Origin of the sequence: Streptomyces sp. NPDC013457, from assembly GCF_043089925.1 — a bacterium.
GTDB lineage: Bacteria > Actinomycetota > Actinomycetes > Streptomycetales > Streptomycetaceae > Streptomyces.
Window position 1 is genome coordinate 227,999 of sequence record NZ_JBICBL010000002.1, and the last position, 18,191, is coordinate 246,189.

Consider the following 18,191-nt stretch of genomic DNA (forward strand, 5'->3'; position numbering starts at 1 on the left):
TCACTCCTTGTGGGAGAGGGCGCGGACGGTACGGGACGGGCTCGGTCGGCCCAGTTGCTCGGCCATCCACACGCTGGTGGCGGTGAGGGCGGCCAGGTCGACCCCGGTCTCGACGCCGAGGCCGTCGAGCATCCATACGAGGTCTTCGGTGGCGAGGTTGCCCGTGGCGCTCTTGGCGTACGGGCAGCCGCCGAGGCCGCCGGCGGAGGCGTCGACCGTGGTGACGCCGTGCTGGAGGGCGGCGAGGGTGTTGGAGAGGGCCTGGCCGTAGGTGTCGTGGAAGTGCACGGCGAGGCGGGAGGTGGGCACCCCGGCCTCGTTCAGGGCCTGGAGGAGCCGGGTGACGTGACCGGGCGTGGCGACGCCGATCGTGTCGCCGAGGCTCAGCTCGTCGCAGCCCATCTCGGCCAGCGCCTTGGTGACGCGGACGACCTGCTCGACGGGGACGGCCCCCTCCCAGGGGTCGCCGAAGCACATGGAGAGGTAGCCGCGGATGCGGAGACCCTGCTCTATGGCGCGGGTGACGACGGGCTCGAACATGGCGAGGGCCTCGTCGACGGTCCGGTTGAGGTTGGCCTTCGCGAAGGACTCCGTGGCGGAGGCGAAGACGGCGATCTCGCGGGCGCCGAGGGCCATGGCGCGGTCGAGGCCGCGCTCGTTGGGCACGAGGACCGGCAGCCGGGCGGGGACGCCCTGGAGGAGCGGGAACAGCTCCTCCGCGTCCGCGAGCTGGGGCACCCACTTGGGGTGGACGAAGCTGGTCGCCTCGACGGTGGCGAGCCCGGCGGCGGCGAGCCGCCGCACGAACTCGGCCTTCGTGGCGGTCGGGACGACGGTCTTCTCGTTCTGCAGGCCGTCGCGGGGGCCGACCTCGTGGATCCGGACCCGGGCGGGGAGCCCGGGCGCGGGCACGTGCATGGGCAGGCCCGTGGTCATGCTTCCTCCCTGGGGGTCACCACGGCCAGGATCTGGTCCATGGCGACGGTGGAGCCGGGCGTGACGTCCAGCTCGGTGACGGTGCCGGCGTGCGGGGCGGAGATGACGTGCTCCATCTTCATGGCCTCGACGACGAGCAGGCTCTGCCCGGCCTCGACCTCGTCCCCGACCGCGACCTTGACGACGGTGACGGTGCCGGGCATGGGCGCGGCGAGGGTGTCGGCACCGCCGTGACGCGCGCCGGTGAGGGCGGCGGCGACGGGGTCGTGGTCCTGGACGTGCCAGGAGTCCCCGTCCCGCCCGAGCCAGATCCCCTCCGGGGAGGGGGCGAGGTGGAAGCGGTGGACGACGCCGTCGAGGTGCACGGTGGCGTGGTGGGCGGAGATCTCCCCCACGCCGCCCCGCGACGCCCCGGTGTCGCCGGGGTCCCCGGGAAGCTGCAGCTCGGCGCTCGTCGCCGTGCCGCGTACGCGGATCGCCACCGGGTCGTGGCCCGGCACGCGGAAGTGGTGCGGGGTCCAGGCGGGCCGGCCGCCGAGGCGCCAGCCGGAGGGGGCGTCGAAGGGGTCCGTCCAGGCGCCCGCCGGGGCCGTCGCCGCCGGGTACTGGCGTACCAGCGCCGCCGCCGCGTAGACCTCCTCCGGTACGGACGCGTCGATCAGGCTCTCCGCGTCCCGTTCCACCAGGCCGGTGTCCAGGTCGCCGGTCATGACGTCCGGGTGGGCGAGGAGGCGGCGGAGGAAGCCCGCGTTCGTCTGCACGCCCAGGGTGACCGTGTCCGCGAGGGCCGCACGGAGGCGGCGGAGGGCCGTGGGACGGTCCTCCGCGTGGACGATGACCTTCGCGAGCATCGGGTCGTAGAGGCTGCCGACCTCCGTGCCCACGCTCAGGCCCGAGTCCGTGCGCGCGCCCGCGCCCTGGGGCTCGCCCAGTGCCAGGACCGTGCCGCCCGAGGGGAGGAAGCCGCGCGCGGGGTCCTCGGCGCAGATGCGGGCCTCGATCGCCCAGCCGTCCAGGCGGACGTCCGACTGGCCGAAGCCCAGCTTCTCGCCCGCCGCGACGCGCAGCTGCCACTCCACCAGGTCGATGCCGGTGATCAGCTCGGTGACCGGGTGCTCCACCTGGAGGCGGGTGTTCATCTCCATGAAGTAGTACGAGGACGGGTCCCCGCCCGGCACGATGAACTCGACCGTCCCCGCGCCCACGTATCCGCACGAGCGGGCCGCGTCGACCGCCGCCGCACCCATCTCCTCGCGGATCTCGGGCGTCAGCAGGACGCTCGGGGCCTCCTCGATGATCTTCTGGTGGCGGCGCTGGAGCGAGCACTCGCGCTCGCCCAGGTGCACCACGTTGCCGTGGCCGTCGGCCAGGACCTGGATCTCGATGTGCCGCGGCCGGTCGATCCACCGCTCCACGAGCAGCGTGTCGTCCCCGAACGAGGAGCGCGCCTCCCGCCGGGCCGCCGCGATCTCGTCGGTCAGCGTCGAGAGGTCGCGGACGAGCCGCATGCCCTTGCCGCCGCCGCCCGCCGAGGGCTTCAACAGGACCGGGGCGCCCAGCTCACGTGCCGCCGCCTCCAGTTCCGGGTCGGCCGCGCCGGGGACGACCGGCACGCCCGCCGCCTTCACCGTCTCCTTCGCCCGGATCTTGTCGCCCATCAGGGAGATCGCGGACGCCGGAGGGCCGATGAAGACCAGACCCGCGTCCGCGCACGCCTGCGCGAAGCCCGCGTTCTCGGCGAGGAAGCCGTAGCCCGGGTGCACCGCCTGCGCGCCCGTCCGGCGCGCCGCGTCGAGGAGCGCCTCGACCGAGAGGTACGACTCCGAGGCCGCCGGCGGACCGATCCGTACCGCCGTGTCCGCCTCGCGCACATGGCGCGCGTCGGCGTCGGCGTCGCTGTAGACCGCCACCGAACGCACGCCGAGCGCGCGCAGGGTGCGGATGACCCGGACCGCGATCTCGCCGCGATTGGCGACGAGCACTGTGTCGAACATGGACTCCCTCACATCCGGAAGACGCCGAACTGGGGGTCACCCAGGGGCGCGTTGGCACAGGCCGTCAGGGCGAGGCCCACCACCTGGCGGGTCTCCATCGGGTCGATGACCCCGTCGTCCCAGAGCCGCGCCGACGCGTAGTAGGCGTTGCCCTGGGTCTCGTACTGCGCGCGGATCGGGGCCTTGAAGGCCTCCTCGTCCTCCGCGCTCCACTCGTCGCCGAGCTGGTCCCGCTTGACCGTCGCGAGGACGGACGCGGCCTGCTCGCCGCCCATGACCGAGATCTTGGCGTTCGGCCACATCCACAGGAAGCGCGGCGAGTACGCCCGGCCGCACATCGAGTAGTTGCCCGCGCCGTACGAGCCGCCGACGACCACGGTCAGCTTCGGCACCCGCGTACAAGCGACGGCGGTCACCATCTTGGCGCCGTGCTTGGCGATGCCGCCCGCCTCGTAGTCCTTGCCGACCATGAAGCCCGAGATGTTCTGCAGGAACAGCAGCGGGATGCCGCGCTGGTCGCACAGCTCGATGAAGTGCGCGCCCTTCTGGGCGGACTCGGCGAAGAGGATGCCGTTGTTGGCGACGATTCCGACCGGGTGACCGTGGATCCGGGCGAAGCCGGTGATCAGCGTCTGCCCGTACTCGGACTTGAACTCCTGGAAGCGGGAGGCGTCCACGATCCGCGCGATGACCTCGCGGACGTCGTAGGGGGTGCGGGAGTCCACCGGCACCGCGCCGTAGAGCCCGGCGGGGTCCACCTTCGGCTCCTCGACCGGCTCGACCGACCAGGGCAGTTCGCCCCGCGCGGGCAGGGTGGCGACGATGTTCCGGACGATGCGCAGCGCGTGGGCGTCGTCCTCGGCGAGGTGGTCGGTGACCCCGGACGTACGGGAGTGCACCTCGCCGCCGCCCAGCTCCTCCGCCGTGACGACCTCGCCGGTCGCGGCCTTCACCAGCGGCGGACCGCCGAGGAAGATCGTGCCCTGGTTCCGTACGATCACGGCCTCGTCGCTCATCGCCGGGACGTACGCGCCGCCGGCCGTGCAGGAGCCGAGGACCGCCGCGATCTGCGGGATGCCGGCGCCGGACATCCGGGCCTGGTTGTAGAAGATCCGGCCGAAGTGCTCGCGGTCGGGGAAGACCTCGTCCTGCATCGGCAGGAACGCGCCGCCCGAATCCACCAGGTAGAGGCAGGGGAGACGATTCTCCAACGCCACCTCCTGGGCCCTCAGGTGCTTCTTCACCGTCATCGGGTAGTACGTGCCGCCCTTGACGGTGGCGTCGTTGGCGACGATCACGCACTCACGGCCCGAGACCCGCCCGATGCCCGCGATGACGCCGGCGGCCGGTGCCGCGTCGCCGTACATGCCGTTCGCGGCGAGCGGGGCCAGTTCCAGGAACGGGGAACCCGGGTCCAGGAGCGTGTCCACGCGGTCGCGCGGCAGCAGTTTGCCGCGCGCGGTGTGCCGGGCGCGCGCCTTCTCGCCACCGCCGAGCGCCACCGCGGCGAGCTTGGCGCGGAGTGTGGCCGAGAGCTCGTGGTGCGCCGCCTCATTGGCCTGCCAGGCCGCCGACGTGGGGTCCGCCGCGCTCGTCAGCACAGGTGCCTGCTGCATCTCTCGAGCTCCCTTGCTCGGTTAATGAGCGTTAACGTATGGCCTTCAGGTTAACGACCGCTAACCCGGTTGTCTAGAATCGCTTGCATGACCACCACCGCCAGGACCGACGCCCCCACGCGACGCGAGCAGATCCTCAAGGAGGCCGCTCGCCTCTTCGCCGAGCGCGGCTTCCACGGGGTGGGCGTCGACGAGATAGGAGCGGCCGTCGGCATCAGCGGTCCCGGGCTCTACCGGCACTTCCCCGGCAAGGACGCGATGCTCGCCGAGCTGCTCGTCGGCATCAGCGAGCGGCTCCTGGACGGCGGCCGGCTCCGGGTCGGCGAGACGTCGGGCGGCCCGCGGGCCCTGCTCGGCTCGCTCATCGACGGGCACATCGACTTCGCGCTCGACGACCGGCCCCTGATCACCCTGCACGACCGGGAGCTGGACCGGCTCAAGGACGAGGACCGCAAGCGGGTGCGCCAGCTCCAGCGCCAGTACGTGGAGCTGTGGGTGGCGGTCGTACGGGAGCTGTACCCGGCGGCCGGGGAGTCGGAGGTGCGGGCCGCGGTCCACGCCGTGTTCGGCCTCCTGAACTCGACGCCGCACCTCGCCGCGCTGGGCCGCCAGTCGATGGAGGAGCTGCTGCGGCGGCTGGCGCACGGGGCGTTCGGGGCGCTCGCGGAGGCGTAGCCACCGGTCCACGGGGTGAAATCGGGCCGCCGGTGCGGCGGCGGCCCGGCAGAATGAGGCCCATGCCGATACTCAGTCGCCCCGCCCTAGTCGAGCACCTCGTACGGACCCGGATCGCGGGCGATGTCGCCACCCCGCGCGACAACAACCTCTCCCACTACCGCAAGCTCGCCAACGGAGACCGGCACTACTGGCTCGGTCTGGAACTCGGCGACCGGTGGGCGGACGAGCAGGACGTCCTCGCCGTGATGGCCGAGCGGTGCGGGGTGAACGACGACCCCGCCCACCGCACCGGGCAGGACACCATCGATCCCGAACTGACCGTCGACGCCCTCGACCGGGCGGCCGCGCGCCTGCGCAAGGCCGCCGCCGGGCGGGAGCGGGTCCTCTTCGCGACCGGGCATCCGGGCGCGCTGATCGACGCCCACAGCCGGGTCGCGGCGGCGCTGCGCGCCCAGGGCTGCGACATCGTACGGATCCCGGGCGGGCTCACGGCCGACGAGGGGTACGTCGTCCAGTTCGCCGACGTCGCCGTCTTCGAGCGGGGCGCCAGCCTCTGGCACACCCATTCGCCGGAGCCGATGAACGCGATCCTGGACGGCCTGGAGGCCCTGGGCGAGGCCCGGCCCGACCTGGTCGTCGCCGACCACGGCTGGGCCGGCCGCGCGGGGCAGCGGGGGATCGACTCCGTCGGATACGCGGACTGCAACGATCCCGCGCTGTTCATCGGGGAGGCGGAGGGGACGATGCAGGTCACGATCCCGCTGGACGACCACGTCCTGGACCCCCGCTCCTACGAACCCCTGACGGCCTACCTCCTGGACGCGGCGGGCCTCGCCTCGGCCTGAAGCGCCGGCACCCTTCCCTCGCCCTCCGTGTGGGCGACCGTCCCGCTGGGGCGGGACGGTCGCCCCCGGGACGACGCCCTTGCCGGGCCCAGGCCCCCGTGCCTGCGGCGCCAAGGGGTGCGGCCCTCGTCGGGTGGTGCCCACCCTCCCCAGACTCCGCCCGGGGGGACCCCCACGCCCCTGCGGAACAGTTGCCACAACGGCGGGTGGGAGGCAACGCGCCTGCGCGCACCGAGGCGCCTCACCGCCCGCGGCGGGCCGGTGTCGGGTCCAGGTAGACGCGGCGGATGGGCGGGAAGCGTTCTCGCAGCTGCTGCTCCGCCTCCTCGCACGCCCACTCCACCTGCCCCGCCGACGACACGTCCCGGAAGTCGATCTTCGCCGCGACCAGTACCTCCTCCGGCCCCTGGATCAGCGTCGTCAGTTCGAGCACGTCGATGATGTGCGGCACGGTCAGCAGCTCCTCGCGGATCTCGTCCCGCATCCGCCTCGGCACCGGGCGGCCGATCAGCAGCTCCGCGTTGGAGCGGCCCAGCACCCACGCCACGTACACGAGCAGGGCGCCGATCAGGATCGAGGCGACACCGTCCCAGAGGCTGTCGCCGGTGACCTCCACGCCGAGCAGACCGCCCGCGGCGAGCAGCAGCCCCGCCAGGGCCGCCGAGTCCTCCATCACCACGGCCTTGACCGTGGTGTCGGGCGTGCGCCGCAGGTAGTGGCCGAAGGGAGCCTCCATCCGCTCCGCCTCGCCCTTGACCTGCCGGACGCCGGTCCGCAGCGAGAAGCCCTCCAGGACGAAGGCGACGCCGAGCACGATGTAGGAGACGAGCGGGTCGCCCACCTCCTCGCCGTACACGAGCGTGTGGATGCCGTCGTAGAACGAGAAGACCGCGCCACCGACGAAGGTGGCGACGGCGGCGAGCAGCGCCCAGACGTAGCGCTCGTTCGCGTACCCGAGCGGATGGTCCTCGTCGGCCGGCTTCTCGCTGCGCCTGAGCGCGGTGAGCAGCATGACCTCGGTGACCGTGTCGGCGACCGAGTGTGCCGCCTCGGAGAGCATCGCGCTCGACCCGCTGATCACGCCCGCCACCGCCTTGGCGACGGCGATCCCGAGGTTCGCCACCGCCGCCACGATCACGGTGAAGGTGCTCTCGCTGTTCTGCGAGCCGTTCCGCGGGCCGTTCCGCGAGCCGTTCTGCGAGTCGCCGTTCTGTGCCATGGTCGGACGGTATGTCCGGGTGCCGGTGCGGAAGGCCAACGACACCGCCCCTCCCGCACGACGGTGCTGGAAACAGGGCATGGCTGGATCCGTCAGCCGCATGCGCTCGATGCAGTCGTCTGGACGGAACAGACCATCCCCGGCCAGCGGCCGGAGACAGGCGGGAGATGGACGGGAGACCGGCTGGAGGCGGGCCCGGAGGCCGGGCCGAACCCCGCCCGGAGACCTCGCCGGGTCGCGGGACCGCACGTCGTCGGCGCCTCAGCGCGGGACGCGGACGACGCCCTCCTGGATGACGGAGATCGCCAGCCGCCCGTCCTGGGTGTAGATCCGCGCCTGACCGAGCCCGCGTCCGCCCGACGCGGACGGCGACTCCTGGTCGTACAGCAGCCATTCGTCCGCCCGGAACGGCCGGTGGAACCACATCGCGTGGTCCAGCGAGGCCCCCACGACGTCCCCGACCGCCCAGCCGCCCCGCCCGTGGGCGAGCAGCACCGAGTCGAGCAGCGTCATGTCGGAGACGTACGTGGCCAGGCAGACGTGCAGCAGCGGGTCGTCGGCCAGCTTGCCGTTCGTACGGAACCAGACCTGCGAGCGCGGCTCGCGCGGCTCCCCGACGGAGCCCCAGGGCGGGGTGTCGGCGTACCGCAGGTCCACCGCCGCCCGCGCCTCGACCAGGCGCGCGGCGACATCGGCCGGAAGGTGCCGGGGCAGCATCTCGGCCGCCGTCGGCAGGGACTCCGGGTCCGGCGCGGCCGGCATGTCGTACTGGTGCTCCAGCCCCTCCTCGTACGTCTGGAAGGACGCGGAGAGGTGGAAGATCGGCCGCCCGTGCTGGACGGCGACGACCCGGCGGGTGGTGAAGGACCGGCCGTCGCGGATGCGGTCCACGGTGTACACGATCGGCGCGCCCGGGTCCCCCGCCCGCAGGAAGTACGCGTGCAGGGAGTGGGCGAGGCGGTCTTCCGGGACGGTCCGGCCCGCCGCGACCAGCGCCTGGGCGGCCACCTGGCCGCCGAAGACGCGGGGGACGACGGCGGAACGGGACTGTCCCCGGAAGAGGTTCTGCTCGATCTGCTCCAGGTCGAGCAGATCGAGCAGGGCGTCGAGAGCCTCGGGCACTTACAGACCCATCGACTTGGCGATGATCGACTTCATGATCTCGCTGGTGCCGCCGTAGATGCGGTTGACGCGGTTGTCGGCGTACAGGCGCGCGATCGGGTACTCGTTCATGTAGCCGTAGCCGCCGTGCAGCTGGAGGCAGCGGTCGATCACGCGGTGGGCGACCTCGGTGCAGAAGAGCTTCGCGCTCGCGGCCTCGGCCGGGGTCAGCTCGCCCGCGTCCAGGGCCTCCAGAGCGCGGTCGGCGACGGCCTCGGCCGCGTCCACCTCGGCCTGGCAGGCGGCCAGCTCGAACTTGGTGTTCTGGAAGTGCGCGACCGGCTTGCCGAAGACGGTGCGCTCCTGCACGTACTGCTGGGCGAAGCGGACGGCGGCCTTGGCCTGCGCGTAGGCGCCGAAGGCGATGCCCCAGCGCTCGGAGGCCAGGTTGTGGCCGAGGTAGTAGAAGCCCTTGCCCTCCTCGCCGAGCAGGTCCTCGACCGGCACCTTCACGTCGACGAACGCCAGCTCGGCGGTGTCGGAGGTGCGCAGGCCGAGCTTGTCCAGCTTGCGGCCGATGGAGTAGCCCTCGGACTTGGTGTCCACGGCGAAGAGCGAGATGCCGAAACGGCGGTCCTCGGCCGTCGGGGCGGAGGTACGGGCGCAGACGATCACGCGGTCGGCGTGGACGCCACCGGTGATGAAGGTCTTGGCACCGTTGAGGACGTAGTGCGTGCCGTCCTCGGAGAGCTTGGCGGTGGTCTTCATGCCCGCGACGTCGGAGCCGGTGCCCGGCTCGGTCATCGCCAGCGCCCACATCTCGTCGCCGGAGACGAAGTTCGGGAGGTAACGCTTCTTCTGCTCGTCGGTGGCGAGCATCTTGATGTAGGGCAGGGCGAGCAGCACGTGCACGCCGGAGCCGCCGAACTGGACGCCCGCCCGCGAGGTCTCCTCGTACAGGACGGCCTCGAACTTGTGGGTGTCCAGGCCCGCGCCGCCGAACTCCTCGGGGACGTTGATGCCGAAGATGCCCAGCTCGCCGAGCTTGCCGTAGAACTCGCGCGGTGCCTGGCCCGCGGCGAACCACTCGTCGTAGACGGGGACGACCTCGGCCTCGATGAAGGCCCGGATGGTCTCCCGGAACGCCTCGTGGTCCTCGTTGAATACCGTACGGCGCACGAGCCGCCTCCTTCGGAGTCCTGCGTACCTGACGCACTATGCCTAAGCGCTTGCTCAGTCAAGTTACCCATCGGTTCGCGCCGCTGTCCAGATCTGGGGGCACCAGCGTTGCCCACATCACGTCCGGCCCGGCGGTGCTCAGGATCCGGGCGCTGTGCCGGGCAGCCACCGGTGGCCGACGGTGTCGTACTCGAACACCGCGCTCCTCTTCAGGGCGCCGGTGCGGAACGGCCGGCCGTCGTCGGTGATCCGGACCGTGCCGGAGCGGCCCTCGCTGCTCCACTCCAGCTCCAGGTACCAGCGGCAGTCGCAGCCCGCCGTCCGTGCGGTCACCAGCAGTTCCTCGGGGGCCGAGGCCGTCACGGCGTACGGGAGGGAGACCGCGGGGATCGGGCGGCCGGTCGCCCCCGACGCGTCGTAGCCCGCGACCGGCCGTGCGACGGGCCGGGGCTTGTCGAGGTTCACGTCGAAGTGGCGCGGGGTGACGGCCCCGCCGCAGCCGTTGTCCATCCGGTAGGCGTTCCACGCGGGCGGCTCGGCGCGGCCGGTGACCCTGACGTGAAGCGCCTGGAGCACCACGGCCGTCGTCGGGGACCTCCCCTGGAGGGAGACCCGTACGAGGGTGTTCCCTCCGTGCACGGCGCCCTGGGCACGCGCCCACGGGGCGGCGTCCTGCGCCGCCGGGGGCGGAGGCACGCGCCCGGGCCCGGCGTCGACGAGATAGGTGTGGCCGCACCCCTGCTCCCAGACGTGGGACGCGACGGTCCAGGTGAAGGGGGGCGCGGGGGGTGTGGTCGGAGTCGGAGTGGCTTCGGTGGGAGCGGTCTTGGCGGGGGAGGGTGCGGCGGTCCCGGAAGGGGCGGCCGGGGTGGTCGGAGCGGTCGGAGTCGCGGTCCCGGGCGGGTGCGAGGAGGCGGCCGGGGCGGACGGGCCGGACGGCGCGGCCGGGGTCGGTCCGCCGGCGGAGGCGAGTCCGGGGCCGGGCGCGGCCGAGGGGCCGAGCGCGAACAGGGCCAGGGCGGCGGTGACCACGGCGGCGGTCCGGGCCCGCAGCCGCGTGCGACGGCCGTCGGAGGGCCCGCCGGAGGGACCGGGGGCGGGCGCCGTGCCGACTTCCGGCAGAGGCGAGGGTGCGGGTGCCATGGGGGGCGGGGGCGCTTCCGCGTCCGCCCGAGACGGACCCGAGCGCGGGGCCGGGGCGGAACCCGGGGCCGCACCCGAGCCCAGACCCGGGCCCCAGCCCGGGGCGGGAGACGGACCCGGACTCGGCGCCGGACTCGGCGTCGGGGCCTGGGCGGGCCGCGGGGTCGGCGGGCGCGGCGCGGGCGGTCGGCGGATCCGGTCCGCGCTTGTCCACAGGCCGTGGAGCGCGCGCCGCTCCTCCTCGGTCGCCCCGCTGAGCCGCGCCAGGTGGTCGACCACGGCGAACGCTTCCGGCACCGTCTCGCCGGAGCAGTACCGGAAGAGCGTGGACGTGCTCACGTTCAGCCGTCGCGCGAGAGCGCCGTAACTCCGGCCGGACCGTTCCTTGAGCTCACGCACCCGCCGCGCGAACTCGTCGACCGCCGGGTCCTGCGTCCGTCCCATCCGCGTTCCACCCCCCTTTACGTACTCCCACGTCAGCGGGGGTGGAACGGTTCCGGCACGGAAGGAGGGCGCGTCGGCGTTGTGCGGAACCCCGTCCTGTCCCGACGCTGTCCCTGTCTTCACGAACCGCAACGACTGGGGGATGACCGCCATGGTCACGTTCCGTTCCGCTCTCGCCGCCACCGGCGCCGCCCTCGGCCTCCTGGCCCTGGCCGCCGTACCGTCCGCCTCCGCCTCGGCGGCCTCGTCCTCGGCGCCGCCCTCGGCCACCGCCGCGGCCTCGTCCTCGGCCGCCCAGCGCGCCGCCGTCGCCGCCGTGCGCCTGCCCGCGTTCCTGGCCCCGTCGCAGATGCCGCCGTCGTCGACGCCGTGGACGGCCACGCAGGTCTTCTCCGGCGTCCCGGAGAACGGCGGCGCCCTCTGTGCCTCGTACAAGATCCCGGCGCAGAACAGCCGCTACCGCGAGTTCACCACCGAACTCGACACCAACGGCGTCCAGATCACCACCGTCGCCCGCACCGAGGCCGACGCCGTGAAGCTGGTCGACACCCTCCGCAAGTCCCTCGCCGGCTGCGGGCCCCTGCTCGAGCAGCAGAACCCGGGCCTGCAGGCCGTCAGCGCCTCCCACGGCAAGGTCGCCGTCGAGGAGGGCGCCTGGGTCTACAGCCTGGACACCGCCGACCCGCAGATCGGCATCACCGACATCCACCTCTTCTCGGTGGGCCGTGACGGCAAGACCGTCACCTTCGTCCGGTGGGGGCAGATGGGCGACCTGGCGGACGCCCCGGTGGAGGCGTTCAGGACCACCACGCGCACCGCGGTGAACAAGCTCCGCTGACGCCCACGCCCACGGCCGGTGTCACACCCGGCCGAGGGCGAACCACAGCTCCATCCGTACGTTCGCGTCGTCCAGGTCCATGTCCAGGAGCGTCGCGCAGCGGGCGATGCGCTGGCGGACGGTGTTGCGGTGGATGTCGAGGGCGACGGCCGTCCGGTCCCAGCTGCCGTGCAGCGAGAGCCAGGTCCTGAGGGTCTCGGTCAGCGGCTCGCCGATGGGTGCGAGCACGGTCCGGGCGTACGCGGCGGCCTCTGCCTCGTCCATGAGGCCGCCGAACCCGGCGGGCCGGTGGCGTACGAGACCGGTGCGGCCCGCCTCGGCCCTGCGCAGCGCCCGTGCGGCCTGAGCGTCGCCCGTGGCGAGGTCGTGGGCCTCGACGGGGGCGCTGACCCCGAGGGTCCAGCCGGGCTGGGGCGTGACGGGGGAGGAGGCGGGAAGCAGGAGCCGGACGGACACGGGGGTGCCGTCCGGCTCCGTCGCGCCCGTTCCCGAGCTCCCCGTCCCGCCCGCGTCGAGCAGTGCCGTGCCCAGGGCCGCTGCCAGGCTCGGCGCCGCGAACGGGGTTCCGTCGCCGCCGTGGGCGTGGACGACCGTCCAGGGGCCGGGGTCGAGGGCCGCCGCGGCCTCCTGCGGCGGGGTGCCGAGGAGGAGTCGTACCAGAGCGGTGTCCCGGGCCGAGACGTCGGCGCCCCGGTGCGGGGCGGTCAGCAGCGAGAGCAGTACGACCGCGACGCCCGCGATCGTGTGGTCCCCCGGCTCCCGGCTCTCCGTCGCGACCCCGAGCGTCAGCCCGTCGCCGCCGCCCAGGGCGTACGCGGCCAGCCGCAGCCCGTCGCCGCCCTCGCCGCTCGCGGAGGCCGGACCGCCGGGCCGGGGGCCCAGGACGCCCGCCAGGTCCATGAGCGCCCGGGCGGCGCCGTCCGGCAGTTCGCGGCCCGCCGCCGCGTACGGCGTGCCGTCCGCCGCGTAGAGCACCGCGCGCCCGCCGAGGCGGGAGGCGAGCGCGCCGAGGACCGCCGGGACCGGCGCCGGCCGGGCGGCCGCCACCGCCAGTGACTGCTGGGCCTCGGTCACCCGCCGCAGCTCCCGGTGGCGGGCCTCCGCCATCAGCCGCCAGACCGCGCGGGCCACCGCCGTGAACGGGGTCTGCGGCGGCACCTCGACCAGCGGCAGTCCGTGCCGCTCGCAGGCGGCGACGAGTGCCGCGGGCACCGTGTCGTACACCGGTGCCACCCCGAACCCGAGCGCCGCCGCGCCCGCCGCCACCACCCGCTCGACGTAGGTCGCCGGGTCCGGGAGCTGCACGCCCGCCGTCATCAGCAGCTCACCGCCGAGAAGGTACGGATAGGGGTCGGCCATCTCGGAGGTGTGCACCCAGTGGACCGCCGCGTCCGGCGGGCCCGCGAGCAGCCTGAGCCCGAGGTCCCGGCGGCTCAGCAGAGCGGCCAGAGAGACCGGCGGGGCCGGTGGGGTGGGTGGTGCCGACGAGGGTTCCTGTGCGGACATGGCTATGGACCTTTCGTACATCGCCTCCCATGAACAGTGGATGAAACTTACGCTTCAGGGGCGCTTTCCGGCCACCTAGTCTCGTGCCATCCAGCGGCCGCGGGTACGGGCGGATGTCCTCGCGATCAGTCACTGGAGTCACTCCACCCGCACGACACGCCACCGAAGTGAACGAGGGAGGGCCCCATGGCCGTCGACTACACAGTGATCGTCCTGTATTTGGCCGGCATGCTCGCGATGGGCTGGTGGGGCATGCGCCGCGCCCGGTCCAAGAGCGAGTTCCTGGTGGCCGGCCGTCGCCTCGGTCCCTGGATGTACTCCGGCACCATGGCCGCCATCGTCCTCGGCGGCGCCTCCACCATCGGCGGTGTGGGCCTCGGCTACAAGTACGGCCTCTCCGGCGCCTGGATGGTCTTCGCCATCGGCCTCGGCCTGCTGGCCCTCTCCGTCTTCTTCTCCGCGCGCATCGCCCGGCTGAAGGTCTACACCGTCTCCGAGATGCTCGACCTGCGCTACGGCGGCAAGGCCGGCGTGATCTCGGGCGTGGTCATGTGGGCGTACACGCTGATGCTCGCCGTCACCTCGACCATCGCGTACGCCACGATCTTCGACGTCCTCTTCGACCTGCCCCGCACGGTCGCGATCGTCCTCGGCGGCGCCATCGTCGTCGCCTACTCCACGCTCGGCGGCATGTGGTCCATCACCCTCACCGACATGGTGCAGTTCGTGGTGAAGACCATCGGCGTGCTGATCCTGCTGCTGCCCATCGCCGTGATCAAGGCGGGCGGCTTCGCGGAGATGAAGGCCCAGCTCCCCACCGAGTACTTCGCGCCGCTCGGCATCGGCGGCGAGACGATCTTCACGTACGTGCTGATCTACACCTTCGGCATGCTCATCGGCCAGGACATCTGGCAGCGGGTCTTCACCGCCCGGACCGACAAGGTCGCCAAGTGGGGCGGCACGGTGGCCGGTACGTACTGCCTCGTGTACGCCCTCGCCGGCGCCGTCATCGGCACCGCGGCCAAGGTGCTCTACCCGAACCTGCCCAGCGCCGACGACGCCTTCGCGACGATCGTCAAGGACGAGCTGCCCATGGGCGTGCGGGGTCTGGTCCTCGCCGCCGCGCTCGCCGCCGTCATGTCCACCTCCTCCGGCGCGCTGATCGCCTGCGCCACCGTCGCCAACAACGACATCTGGTCGAGGCTGCGCGGGCTGACCACCGGGGGCGGCGGCGAGGACCACGACGAGGTGAAGGGCAACCGCCTCTTCATCCTCCTCATGGGCGTCGCCACCATCGTCATCGCCATCGCCCTGAACGACGTCGTCCAGGCGCTGACCGTCGCCTACAACCTGCTGGTCGGCGGCCTGCTCGTGCCGATCCTCGGCGGCCTGCTCTGGCGCCGCGGCACCGTGCAGGGAGCCCTGGCCGCGGTCACCGTCGGCGGCCTCTCCGTCATTGGCCTGATGTGGGCTTACGGAATCCTGGCAAATGAGCCTGTTTACTATGGTTTGTTGGCCTCGCTCGCCACGTATGTGATCGTTTCCCTGGCGACCCGCCCGACGGACGCCGCCGTGCTCGCGAACTGGCGTGCCCGGCTGGCGGGCCGGGACACCGCCGACGCGACGCCGGAGACCGTGCCGGCCGCCGCGACCGGCTGACCGCACCACAGACACCCGGGCGGGGGCCCACCAAGGCCCCCGCCAGGACCCCACCGACACACCCCAGGAGGACCCGACCATGAGCAGCGACCAGAACGCCTTCCGCGGCCCGACCGACTCGTCCCGCATCCCGCGGTACGCCGGTCCCGCGACGTTCGCCCGGCTGCCGCGACTCGACGAGGTCGGCACCACCGACATCGCCGTGGTCGGCGTCCCCTTCGACAGCGGTGTCTCCTACCGCCCCGGCGCCCGCTTCGGCGGCAACGCCATCCGTGAGGCCTCCCGCCTCCTGCGCCCGTACAACCCGGCGCAGGACGCCTCGCCGTTCGCCCTGGCCCAGGTCGCCGACGCCGGTGACATCGCGGCCAACCCGTTCAACATCAACGAGGCCGTCGAGACGATCGAGGCCGCGGCGGACGACATCCTCGGCACCGGCGCCCGCATGATGACGCTCGGCGGCGACCACACCATCGCCCTGCCGCTGCTGCGCTCCGTCGCCAAGAAGCACGGCCCGGTCGCGCTGCTCCACTTCGACGCGCACCTCGACACCTGGGACACGTACTTCGGCGCCGAGTACACCCACGGCACGCCGTTCCGCCGCGCCGTCGAGGAGGGCATCCTCGACACCTCCGCCCTGTCGCACGTCGGCACGCGCGGCCCGCTGTACGGCAAGCAGGACCTCACCGACGACGAGAAGATGGGCTTCGGCATCGTCACCTCGTCGGACATCTACCGCCGTGGCGCCGACGAGGTCGCCGACCAGCTCCGCCAGCGGATCGGCGACCGCCCGCTGTACATCTCCATCGACATCGACTGCCTCGACCCGGCCCACGCGCCCGGCACCGGCACCCCGGAGGCGGGCGGCATGACCTCCCGCGAGCTCCTGGAGATCCTGCGGGGCCTCTCCTCCTGCAACCTGGTCTCCGCCGACGTCGTCGAGGTCGCCCCGGCCTACGACCACGCCGAGATCACGGCGGTCGCCGCCTCGCACACGGCGTACGAGCTGACCACGATCATGTCCCGCCAGATCGCTGCCGAGCGTGCCTCGGGCGCGAAGTAACGTCACCGCCGGGGCCCGGCGGCTCCGGCGCGCCGCCCGGCGCGCCGGGTCGCCGCCCCAGCCCGCTGGAGCCAGCCGGGTTGTGGGCAGCCGTTCCGCAGGGCGGAACGGGTGGGCGCAACCCCGGCCACCGGGCCGCACCCGACCACCGAGCATGCCCAGAGGGACCTCATGACCCATGACCACGACCTCGTGCTGAAGCCCACCCCCGTGCAGACCGCCGCCGCGCTCAACCCGCCCCCGGGGCGGAACGGCGGCGACCTCGTCGTCGAGACCCTCTCCGGGCTCGGCGCGACCACCGTCTTCGGGCTCCCCGGCCAGCACGCCCTCGGCATGTTCGACGCCCTCCGCCGCTCCTCCCTCTCGTACGTCGGACTGCGCGTCGAGAACAACGCGGGCTTCGCCGCCGACGCCTACGGCCGGATGACCGGCGAGGCCGCCCCACTGCTGCTCTCCACCGGCCCCGGCGCGCTGATGTCGCTCGCCGCGCTCCAGGAGGCGGCCGCCGCCTCCGCCCCCGTCCTCGCCATCGGCAGCCAGATCCCGGTGGCCGGGCTCGGCGGCGGGCGCCACGGCTATCTGCACGAGCTGCGCGACCAGCAGGCGTCGTTCCGCGACATCGTGAAGTCCGTGCACACCGTCCGTACGCAGTCGCAGATCCCGTCCGCCATCGCGGCGGCCTGGGAGTCGGCGCTGACCGCCCCGCACGGCCCGGTGTGGGTGGAGATCCCGCAGGACGTGCTGCTCGCCGGGACGAGCCTGCCGGTCGTCACGGCGATGGACGCCACCCCCGAGGAGATCGCCCCGCGCCCCGAGCTGACGGCGGTGGCGGCCCACCTCCTGGCGAACGCCGAACGCCCCGCGATCATCGCGGGCGGCGGAGTCGTCCGCTCCGACGCCTCCGGCAAGCTGAGGGCGCTGGCCGAGCGGATCGACGCGCCCGTGGTCACCACCTTCGGCGGCAAGGGCGCCTTCCCGTGGCAGCACCCGCTGTCGCTCCAGTCCTGGCTGGAGGACCGGCACACCACCGACTTCCTGGAGGACGCCGACGTCCTGCTGGTCGTGGGCTCGGGCCTCGGCGAGCTGTCCTCGAACTACCACACGTTCGCCCCGCGCGGCCGGGTGATCCAGATCGAGGCCGACGCGGGCAAGCTGGAGTCCAACCACCCGGCGCTCGGCATCCACGCGGACGCCCGCCTGGCCCTCCAGGCGCTCCTGGAGACCGTGGAGGAGCGTAAGGACGAGACCGCCCCCGAGCGGGTCGCGGCCGTCCTGGCCAAGGTCCGCGAGCGGATCGCCGCGCAGGACCTCGGCCTGGAGCAGCGGATCGTCGCCTCGGTCCGGGAGGCGCTGCCGGACGACTCGCCCAGCTTCTGGGACATGACGATCCTGGCGTACTGGGCCTGGTCGGCCTTCGACGCCCGCCGGCCCAACACCATGCACTCCGCCCAGGGCGCCGGCGGCCTCGGCTACGGCTTCCCCGCCGCCCTCGGCGCGGCGGCGGCCGAGCCGACCGTCCCGGTCCTCGCGGTCTCGGGCGACGGCGGTGCGATGTACTCGATCGCGGAGCTGGCGACGGCGAAGCAGTACGGCTTGAACGTCACCTGGCTGATCGTCGACGACGGCGGTTACGGCATCCTGCGCGAGTACATGACGGACGCCTTCGGCGAGGCCACGGCCACCGAACTGGCCCGGCCGGACTTCGTCGCCCTCGCCGAGTCCTTCGGCGTCCCGGCGGTCCGTACGACCCCGGAGAAGCTGACGGCCGACCTCACGAAGGCCCTGGCGACCCCCGGTCCGTCGGTGGTGGTCCTCCCGGCCCTGCTGCGCATGTTCGAACCGACGCACCTCTGAGACCCGCGCGAGCCGGCCCGCGCGGGAAACCGCGCGCCCCGGTCCGCGCGCGCCCGGGCACGCCGGCCCGCGCGCTCCAGGCACACCGGCCCCTGGTCCTAGGACCAGGGGCCGATCTT

General features: G+C 73.2%; 14 protein-coding genes. 6 read left to right on the top strand and 8 right to left on the bottom strand.

The window, feature by feature from the left end:
- The 3 genes from ACF1G2_RS06645 to ACF1G2_RS06655 are packed head-to-tail and all read right to left on the bottom strand — an operon-like array spanning nucleotide 1 to nucleotide 4,546.
- Complete coding sequence (locus ACF1G2_RS06645) at nucleotides 1-936, bottom strand: hydroxymethylglutaryl-CoA lyase (protein ID WP_391797207.1); 936 nt, start codon at nucleotides 934-936, stop codon at nucleotides 1-3.
- Nucleotides 933-2,930: an acetyl/propionyl/methylcrotonyl-CoA carboxylase subunit alpha gene (locus tag ACF1G2_RS06650; protein WP_391797208.1), complete on the bottom strand. Its 1,998-nt coding sequence runs from the start codon at nucleotides 2,928-2,930 to the stop codon at nucleotides 933-935. The genes ACF1G2_RS06645 and ACF1G2_RS06650 overlap by 4 nt, the downstream gene beginning before the upstream one ends.
- An 8-nt stretch (nucleotides 2,931-2,938) precedes the next feature.
- Nucleotides 2,939-4,546 carry a carboxyl transferase domain-containing protein gene (locus tag ACF1G2_RS06655; RefSeq protein ID WP_391797209.1) on the bottom strand — a complete coding sequence of 536 codons (1,608 nt, stop codon included), beginning with the start codon at nucleotides 4,544-4,546 and terminating at the stop codon, nucleotides 2,939-2,941.
- A gap of 87 nt (nucleotides 4,547-4,633) precedes the next feature.
- Here ACF1G2_RS06655 and ACF1G2_RS06660 point away from each other — a divergent pair, with 87 nt between their 5' ends.
- Complete coding sequence (locus ACF1G2_RS06660) at nucleotides 4,634-5,221, top strand: TetR/AcrR family transcriptional regulator (protein WP_391797210.1); 588 nt, start codon at nucleotides 4,634-4,636, stop codon at nucleotides 5,219-5,221.
- Nucleotides 5,222-5,283: 62 nt separating this feature from the next.
- Nucleotides 5,284-6,069 (top strand): phosphatase, encoded by a 786-nt coding sequence (locus tag ACF1G2_RS06665; protein WP_391797211.1) that lies wholly within the window; start codon nucleotides 5,284-5,286, stop codon nucleotides 6,067-6,069.
- A gap of 241 nt (nucleotides 6,070-6,310) precedes the next feature.
- Here the strand turns inward: ACF1G2_RS06665 and ACF1G2_RS06670 are convergent, their stop codons facing one another.
- The 4 genes from ACF1G2_RS06670 to ACF1G2_RS06685 form a co-directional block, all read right to left on the bottom strand.
- Complete coding sequence (locus tag ACF1G2_RS06670) at nucleotides 6,311-7,288, bottom strand: cation diffusion facilitator family transporter (protein WP_391797212.1); 978 nt, start codon at nucleotides 7,286-7,288, stop codon at nucleotides 6,311-6,313.
- Nucleotides 7,289-7,549: 261 nt separating this feature from the next.
- Complete coding sequence (tesB, locus tag ACF1G2_RS06675) at nucleotides 7,550-8,410, bottom strand: acyl-CoA thioesterase II (RefSeq protein WP_391797213.1); 861 nt, start codon at nucleotides 8,408-8,410, stop codon at nucleotides 7,550-7,552.
- Entirely contained in the window at nucleotides 8,411-9,568 is a 1,158-nt protein-coding gene (locus tag ACF1G2_RS06680; RefSeq protein WP_361851611.1) for an acyl-CoA dehydrogenase family protein, read from the bottom strand.
- Between the two features lie 138 nt (nucleotides 9,569-9,706).
- Nucleotides 9,707-11,155: a helix-turn-helix domain-containing protein gene (locus tag ACF1G2_RS06685; protein WP_391797214.1), complete on the bottom strand. Its 1,449-nt coding sequence runs from the start codon at nucleotides 11,153-11,155 to the stop codon at nucleotides 9,707-9,709.
- A gap of 151 nt (nucleotides 11,156-11,306) precedes the next feature.
- Between ACF1G2_RS06685 and ACF1G2_RS06690 the strand changes: the two genes are divergently transcribed.
- Entirely contained in the window at nucleotides 11,307-11,993 is a 687-nt protein-coding gene (locus tag ACF1G2_RS06690; protein ID WP_391797215.1) for a hypothetical protein, read from the top strand.
- Nucleotides 11,994-12,014: 21 nt separating this feature from the next.
- Here ACF1G2_RS06690 and ACF1G2_RS06695 read toward each other — a convergent pair whose 3' ends face one another.
- Entirely contained in the window at nucleotides 12,015-13,499 is a 1,485-nt protein-coding gene (locus tag ACF1G2_RS06695; RefSeq protein ID WP_391797216.1) for a PucR family transcriptional regulator, read from the bottom strand.
- A 186-nt stretch (nucleotides 13,500-13,685) separates the two neighbouring features.
- Here ACF1G2_RS06695 and ACF1G2_RS06700 point away from each other — a divergent pair, with 186 nt between their 5' ends.
- The 3 genes from ACF1G2_RS06700 (at nucleotide 13,686) to ACF1G2_RS06710 (ending at nucleotide 18,072) form a co-directional block, all read left to right on the top strand.
- Nucleotides 13,686-15,158, top strand: a complete 1,473-nt coding sequence (locus ACF1G2_RS06700; RefSeq protein ID WP_391797217.1) for a sodium:solute symporter — start codon at nucleotides 13,686-13,688, stop codon at nucleotides 15,156-15,158.
- A 79-nt stretch (nucleotides 15,159-15,237) separates the two neighbouring features.
- Nucleotides 15,238-16,218 carry an agmatinase gene (speB, locus tag ACF1G2_RS06705; protein WP_391797218.1) on the top strand — a complete coding sequence of 327 codons (981 nt, stop codon included), beginning with the start codon at nucleotides 15,238-15,240 and terminating at the stop codon, nucleotides 16,216-16,218.
- 171 nt (nucleotides 16,219-16,389) lie between these two features.
- On the top strand, nucleotides 16,390-18,072 hold the full coding sequence (locus ACF1G2_RS06710) for a thiamine pyrophosphate-binding protein (RefSeq protein ID WP_391797219.1): 1,683 nt from the start codon (nucleotides 16,390-16,392) through the stop codon (nucleotides 18,070-18,072).
- Nucleotides 18,073-18,191: the final 119 nt, after the last annotated feature.